This window comes from Acidithrix ferrooxidans (assembly GCF_000949295.1).
Lineage (GTDB): Bacteria > Actinomycetota > Acidimicrobiia > Acidimicrobiales > Acidimicrobiaceae > Acidithrix > Acidithrix ferrooxidans.
The window spans coordinates 1-6,537 of the sequence record NZ_JXYS01000121.1 but is presented as its reverse complement, the minus strand read 5'-3'; the positions used below and the strand labels follow the sequence as shown (position 1 = coordinate 6,537).

The window sequence follows — 6,537 nt, the reverse complement described above, 5'->3', positions numbered from 1 at the left end:
TTTCCCATCGATCACAGGACCATGAAAAGTCATACTGTGCCCATTTCCCCATCTCGGCAATCCAAGGCCAAAAGATTCTTTGCGTAGATTTCCTCCAGGCGACCTTGGCTGTAGCTACAGCTCTTCTAGTGCTTCGAATTGAACCGTTATAACCTAGCGCCACCAGCCTGACATGGATCGCCTTAGCCCGGACCTTAGCCTTAGACTTGTCAACGGCTTCCTCAATTATGCCAGCGTACTTATCGGTGGCCTTAGGACGCCTCTCATATTGACCCTGTCGTATCAGTTGTCCGGCATTTCTTGCTTGAACATACTTCTTTAGGGGTATTAGGAGAACAGCCAACGAACTGCGCTGCTCCGTTATACGATCCAAAAAGATCGTAAGCCTCAATAATTTCCATGGATTCTTTGCTATCCTTCACTTTGGGCCCTTTCTCGGCATTAGGAACTGGATAAATCCATAATGCCCCAAGATAAGGGCCTTCATTCTTCTTTTTTCTCAAAAAGTGATAGCCAGACCGCCTTTGCATGCCCACTCTCGGGTCCAGGAGACCCGAGAGTGGGCCGTCACGCTAGGCGGTCATCCTGTATGCAATTTTCGTGGCTATATTCATTCATGCCAAATGGCCATATTCATGCATTTTCAAATGGCCGTTGACAAAAGTGGAGCTCGAGATGCTGCATTTCTTGAAATGATTTGGCCTTACTAAAGTAAATTGGTCAGAGTCACACTTTGGGCATCTAAATCCCTCATAGCATAAGCAATTTGATCAAATGATCTTCACATGCTCCCTCTGAAGCGAAGCGTACTATAAAGCCTGAGATATCCACCAAGACAGCTTTATCGAACATCTGTTCTACTAAGGATTAGCTCCAATCTGGTCTCGGTGAAGGCGAAACTTACGAAACTTGATAAGTATGTTTTGAATTGATCTAAAATCTCTCAAAATCGCATCCGCCGCGATCCAAACCGAGTTGGATCTAATATCTATGCCATATTGCAACTTTTCAAAATTCATGCAATCTCAAATGAAAACAGATAAACTAGCTGCCTGCCGCTCCAAAATAAAGTGCCCATGTTGGTCAAAAGCCAACTTTTCCATATAACTCTGTTTAAATCGCGATCCACTGCTTTAGTCAGTATGACCATTCCTTGATACGGTTTCTAGAAATGCTCATGTAATCAAATCATTCACTACGTCAAACCCCTAGATATAGACAACTTCATTATTTTTTATTGAAATCACTAAGGTCAATTACGCTCAATAAATGCAACCACCAGAATCGTCTATGCACTATGAATATGGATTCATCCAGTGATCGCACCCAGTAATTACAAGGGGCCATTGTTAGAGGCAATAGCAAATATACGATTCAATATTGAGCCGATATCTCGCTCGTCCTACAATTTACATCAAATTACGCCAGACGATAAGGCAAATAAAAAAACACCCCATACCTAGTACTATAAAGTCTCAAATAAATTCCAGATGACAGAGGCCAAGGATTCCTATATGTAAATCGAATCCCTAAAACCACCCCAAAATCCTTATTTCACAATAAGCTTTACACAGCGAAAAACTCAAGGACCATTGCATTGTCAGACTTCAAAGAAAGCCCGATACCCGCTAACTCTCTTGCAAAATGGTTCAACTCTAAATCACAACTAGCCAGACAACTTATGCTTGCGGTCTAAGTGGGAGTCGTCTCGGGCTTAGGTGCAATCGTCTTCTATCAGGCTTTGAAGCTTGGTACCTTTATCTTCTTGAAAGAACTGTGGTCATACTCCATTCCCACTCCAGCTGGAGAAGGTAACAACTCAGGATCAAGCTCGTTTATCCATCCGTTTTTGATCCCCCTTATCGTTGGATTAGGCCGACTGATCTCAGGTCTCATAGTCTTTAGTTTCGCGCCCGAGGTTGAGAGCTACGGAACCGATGCAGCCATACACCACAATCCACGCTCGATAGCGGTTCGAACCGTAATCGTAAAAATCATCGCATCTGCAAAACAATTGGTAGTGGCTGCTTTGGTGGTCGAGAGGAACCAACGGCCCAGATCTCTGCTGGCTTTGGATCCCTAGTCGTAGCCTAAACCTAAATGAGGCTGATGCTCGATTGGCTGTCTCGATCGGCGTGGGCTCTGGACTTGGTGCAATCTTTTAAGCACCTCTTGGCGGAGCAATCATGGCGGCGGAGATAATCGACCGCAAAGACTTCGAATATAGCGCTATAATTCCTAGTCTTATCTCATCGTCAATCGCATATGCAATCTTTGGAACCACTACGGGCTGCCACCCAATCTTTTCCATTCCAGCATTAAATCTCGTCAATTCACCGATTTCTCTTTTATATTTCGCAATCTTCGGTGTCGTCTGTGCTTTGATAGGAATCGCGCCTACTCGAAGGTATTTTATCGTACAATTGCCCTTGCAAAGAAGCTGCCATTTTCCCGGATATTACGCCCATCTCTTGGCGGATTACTAGTGGGATCACTCGCACTTATTGCCCCGGAGGTATTGGGAACCGGATATGGATGAATCCAAAAGCTGCGCTATGTTACAGAAGCTGCGCTATGTTACAGAAGCTGCGCTATGTTACAGAAGCTGCGCTATGTTACAGAAGCTGCGCTATGTTACAGAAGCTGCGCTATGTTACAGAAGCTGCGCTATGTTACAGAAGCTGCGCTATGAAAAAGAGATATCTTCGATTCCCTTATAGATAATCGTTGCTACTCCATTTCTTAGAATCATAGCAACCTCGCTATCAATCGGAAGCGGCGGATCCGGTGGAGCCTTTGGGCCCGGAAAGGTAATTAGCACCTTTACAGGTGGTGCATTTTGGAGCCTCTTCCATCACCTGGTGCCCTCCATGGGGCTCTCTTCAACACCATGGGTAATTGTAGGAATGAGTGCCTGCTTTGGCAGCATAGCAAGAATCCCAATCGCATTGATGATAATGGTCGCCGAGTTGACTAATAGCATTTCAGCGCTCACACCTACCATACTCACCATCGGAATCGCCTCCGTCATAGTGTCGCATTTTGATGCAACCATCTAAGTGTCACAGCTTCATGACCGAAGCGAATCTATCTCAAACTCCTAAACTTTCCCAAGAAGGAGATAAGCCAGAGCTAAGCCACACCACCGCCTACCAATGCTGGGAAAAATGTCGCCCAACAACGACACCTAAAGAGATCCTCTCAGTTGCAAAGGCAAAGGTTCTCCAAGCTCAAACTGTGACCCATCAGCAACCACATCAAGCTCGGGACCCGCACCCTGGGGAGATCACGGAACGGTTGTTTAAAAAGTCCCATCAATCTAACTGGGTAACTAACTAGGTAATTTTCTTTGGTGGCTACAAAAGGGCTCGCATCGAGCGCCAATTGAAACCACCACCAAGCTTTGATCTCGCTTAGGAATAGTCGGCTATCAAAGTTGTCAGTTTCACGCCAAACTTCTTTTGAAGGCGATCTGAATCTTCACTAAGCTTTTGTCCCGATGCAGAACCCATGATCGCACCTAGAGACTCCATCGACTCAAAGGTCAGCTCTGCAATTCTGTATCCCTCGCCGAGTAAGACCTTGGCTCCGACAGCTGAAACTAGCCCCTCCATCGAGGTGGCAATCGGTAGGTGATTCGACAGATAATCCTCCTCAAAACCATCGACATCGAAAGGTTTTGACCAGATTGCAATCAACTTAACCATAGATATTCTCTCTCCTAATCCTGATAATCCAAAACTCATCGAAGTGGTCTATAGATATTGGCCAATTTGAAATTTACCACATTACCATCGAGGTCGGCTGGCTAAAATCCTCCTGCGAAGACCGCGTCGACACTTTGAGCGTTACAGAACCATTTCGTTCTATATTTAGGCAACGCTAGCAAGGCGCAACGAATAAGATTCATGGAATGTCAATGCGACTTCCATATTTGAACTCTCGCCTTCAGGGCTTTGGAACCACCATCTTTGCGACCATGTCAAACCTAGCGATTGAGACTAACTCAATCAACCTCGGCCAGGGCTTTCCAGATACAGATGGCCCCCATGAAATAGCAAAAGCTGCCATTGACGCCATAAACCAGGGGCATAACCAATACCCTCCTGGCATTGGAATCGCCGATTTACGCGCTGGGGTAGCTCTGCATCAAAAGCTTTACTACTCTATTGACCTTGATCCAAACGATCAAGTTTTGATTACCGCAGGTGCCACCGAAGCGATAGCAGCTACTTTTTTGGCCCTGTGTGAGGTGGGAGATGAGGTCATCGTCTTTGACCCTTCCTACGACTCTTACTCGGCCACAATCGCTATGGCCGGTGCTCGAGTCGTTCCAGTTACCCTCTCTGGGCCAAATTGGAGCTTCAACCCCGAAGAACTCCGTAATGCCATAACAGCAAAAACTCGTGCAATCTTAATCAATTCGCCTCACAATCCAACAGGCAAAGTCTTTTCTCGTGAGGAATTAAGTCAGATTGCCCGGGTTGTAATAGAACACGACATTGTGGCGATCACAGACGAAGTCTACGAACACATAATCTTCAGGGGAGCCCACTATCCACTTTCAACCTTTGATGGAATGGCTCAACGCACCCTCACAATCTCCTCCGGAGCCAAGACCTTTTCATTTACCGGGTGGAAGATAGGATGGATTACCGGACCTAGCGAACTCGTTGGGGCAGTCCGAACAGCAAAACAGTTTCTAACTTACGTAAATGGCGCGCCATTTCAGGTAGCAATCGCATTCGCCCTTTCAAAAGGGCGTTATTTCGCTGATATGATCGCGCCACAATTGGCTCCATCTCGAGAGATTCTCATCGACGGTCTCCGAGATTTCGGTCTAGATCCGATCAAATCGGACGGAACCTACTTTGTCACCACAGATATCTCACCAAAGACAGATCTAAATGCACTCGATTACTGCATGGAACTAGCCCACAAAGCACAGGTGGTCGCTATTCCATCGTCCACCTTCTACGCCAGACCAAGTGATGGATCAAAGCTCCTGAGGTGGACCTTCAGCAAGAGGCCACAGATTATCTCTGAAGCCATGGAGCGCCTGAAGGTGATCAAGTAAGAGAGCTTTCTCAGTTCGCCCAGGTTCATATATTGAGATGCTCTCTAAGGATAAAGAAGATGACCCCGACCTAACCAGTCCGAGTGGGGATTAGCTCTCTCGCAATTTGATTTGAGGCAAAGATCAGCCCAAACAATCACAAATAGAATAGAGTTATTTATCCTATTTGGCAACTAGCCCTCACCGATAAAGGCCAATAAAATAAAGGCCAATAAAACAGAGGTCTTTTGGAGTCAACATCCAGAGGTTTCTTAGCCCTTTTACTCTCATTTGAGCCGCTTCATCGTCATTTGCCTTGGATCTAAGAGGCCAAAATATAAAGTCTCTTTCTTGGGAGTGAGATCCTTCGTCTCTCTAGGGCGAGCCAATAACAGCATTTTTGTCTTCATTTATCTAGGTCCGGAAAAATCAAGAAGAAAGTTAGTTATGGAAATAGTCATTACCCTCAAATGAGTTTACCTGAGTTTGTTCGAAGGCCACGAGAGGGGCTCTGACAAACTCACACCGACAAGCTAAATTAGAAGCTAGAGAGGCTTATCGAGTCTCTCTTCAACCCGCTCCGAAATACATATACATTCATATGCACCTCTTTTGTTTTCGCTCTCCAGACGCCTTTGCGTGTTCTGCCCCATCCACGGGGGCAGAACTAGGGCGAGTCGGTGGTTGCACACCTCCCACGTCCAACTCGCGTTGTCGTGGTATCCTTGGAGTCCTGCCGTGAGCGCTAGCCTTGGCATCTTCGAGGATGTTCCGGCTTTCCATTTAGCGTAGGAACCTCGCGTCAAGAATCTTTCTCACTTCCGTGTAGGGAGTGAACCGGTCGATCTGGTGATCTTGGATCCTTGATTTGATGTTCATGGAGGCTACGTGATCTGCATCGCCCTGCCAATTGCAATCCCAATAAGGGTTACGACAGTGAAACACATCCCCGCTTCGGTTGTCGAAAGAGACATACCCACACGTTGGATTAGGAGATGTTTGGCTGGTGTAGGCCGCGTTGACCGTTTTAATGCCGGAGGTTCCGACATGCGCATGTACCATAATGCGTTCTTGGTTCTCGTCCCTTGCCCACGATGAGCAGAGTCGAGATATCTTCTTAGACTTAGCCTTACCCCCTAGGTGAGACAGATCTTCGGTGATGATTTCTTTTGGCCGTTGTGATGGATGTTGGGGAGCTCGTCCATTAGCTCTGGTGCGATTGCCCTCTCCGTAGACCACTTCTTTGATTGCAGCGCCCGAAATTGTCTGTAGTTGTGCCTTTGCACGCCTGAGTCGAGCTTTTTGTTTCTTGGTCCCTAGGTTATTTCGTGAGATGTGCTTGGTTCTTCTGGAGCCAGCATCTCTCTTTGATAGAGCGTGAAGTTTGTTCCTTGCCTTGCCGGTCTTATGCCTGCGCTTAGTCATGGAACTAAGCGCTCGGCCATACTCGTCGCCATGATGAACTCCCGAGTCATCAGTGC

General features: G+C 46.6%; 6 protein-coding genes and 3 pseudogenes. 4 read left to right on the top strand and 5 right to left on the bottom strand.

The window, feature by feature from the left end; genetic code table 11:
- Positions 1 to 373: pseudogene (locus tag AXFE_RS16380) on the bottom strand (hypothetical protein); the annotation flags it as partial.
- Between the two features lie 288 nt (positions 374 to 661).
- Positions 662 to 831 (bottom strand): annotated as a pseudogene (locus AXFE_RS19615) (IS1595-like element ISAxf1 family transposase); the annotation flags it as partial.
- An 865-nt stretch (positions 832 to 1,696) separates the two neighbouring features.
- Between AXFE_RS19615 and AXFE_RS16375 the strand changes: the two are divergent.
- From AXFE_RS16375 to AXFE_RS21685, 3 genes and pseudogenes are all read left to right on the top strand, one after another.
- Positions 1,697 to 2,083 carry a hypothetical protein gene (locus AXFE_RS16375; RefSeq protein WP_052607009.1) on the top strand — a complete coding sequence of 129 codons (387 nt, stop codon included), beginning with the start codon at positions 1,697 to 1,699 and terminating at the stop codon, positions 2,081 to 2,083.
- A gap of 94 nt (positions 2,084 to 2,177) precedes the next feature.
- Positions 2,178 to 2,486 (top strand): annotated as a pseudogene (locus AXFE_RS18755) (chloride channel protein); the annotation flags it as partial.
- Between the two features lie 234 nt (positions 2,487 to 2,720).
- Positions 2,721 to 3,059: a chloride channel protein gene (locus AXFE_RS21685; RefSeq protein ID WP_082058850.1), complete on the top strand. Its 339-nt coding sequence runs from the start codon at positions 2,721 to 2,723 to the stop codon at positions 3,057 to 3,059.
- Positions 3,060 to 3,413: 354 nt separating this feature from the next.
- On the opposite strand, the gene AXFE_RS16360 is transcribed toward AXFE_RS21685, so the two are convergent.
- Positions 3,414 to 3,707 (bottom strand): EthD family reductase, encoded by a 294-nt coding sequence (locus AXFE_RS16360; RefSeq protein ID WP_052607006.1) that lies wholly within the window; start codon positions 3,705 to 3,707, stop codon positions 3,414 to 3,416.
- 212 nt (positions 3,708 to 3,919) lie between these two features.
- Here AXFE_RS16360 and AXFE_RS16355 point away from each other — a divergent pair, with 212 nt between their 5' ends.
- A complete protein-coding gene (locus AXFE_RS16355) occupies positions 3,920 to 5,077 on the top strand; it encodes an aminotransferase class I/II-fold pyridoxal phosphate-dependent enzyme (protein WP_200891327.1) in 1,158 nt (385 codons plus the stop codon).
- Between the two features lie 576 nt (positions 5,078 to 5,653).
- On the opposite strand, the gene AXFE_RS16350 is transcribed toward AXFE_RS16355, so the two are convergent.
- Both AXFE_RS16350 and AXFE_RS16345 read right to left on the bottom strand, forming a co-directional pair.
- Complete coding sequence (locus AXFE_RS16350; RefSeq protein WP_052607004.1) at positions 5,654 to 5,839, bottom strand: hypothetical protein; 186 nt, start codon at positions 5,837 to 5,839, stop codon at positions 5,654 to 5,656.
- A partial coding sequence (locus AXFE_RS16345; RefSeq protein WP_152626177.1) for a zinc ribbon domain-containing protein occupies positions 5,840 to 6,537 on the bottom strand: 698 nt, incomplete at its 5' end.

Bases quoted from the DNA above. Each gene is read 5' to 3' on its own strand.
- AXFE_RS16360 (WP_052607006.1), bottom strand. From the start codon at position 3,707: ATGGTTAAGTTGATTGCAATCTGGTCAAAACCTTTCGATGTCGATGGT.
- AXFE_RS16355 (WP_200891327.1), top strand. From the start codon at position 3,920: ATGCGACTTCCATATTTGAACTCTCGCCTTCAGGGCTTTGGAACCACC.
- AXFE_RS16350 (WP_052607004.1), bottom strand. From the start codon at position 5,839: ATGGAAAGCCGGAACATCCTCGAAGATGCCAAGGCTAGCGCTCACGGC.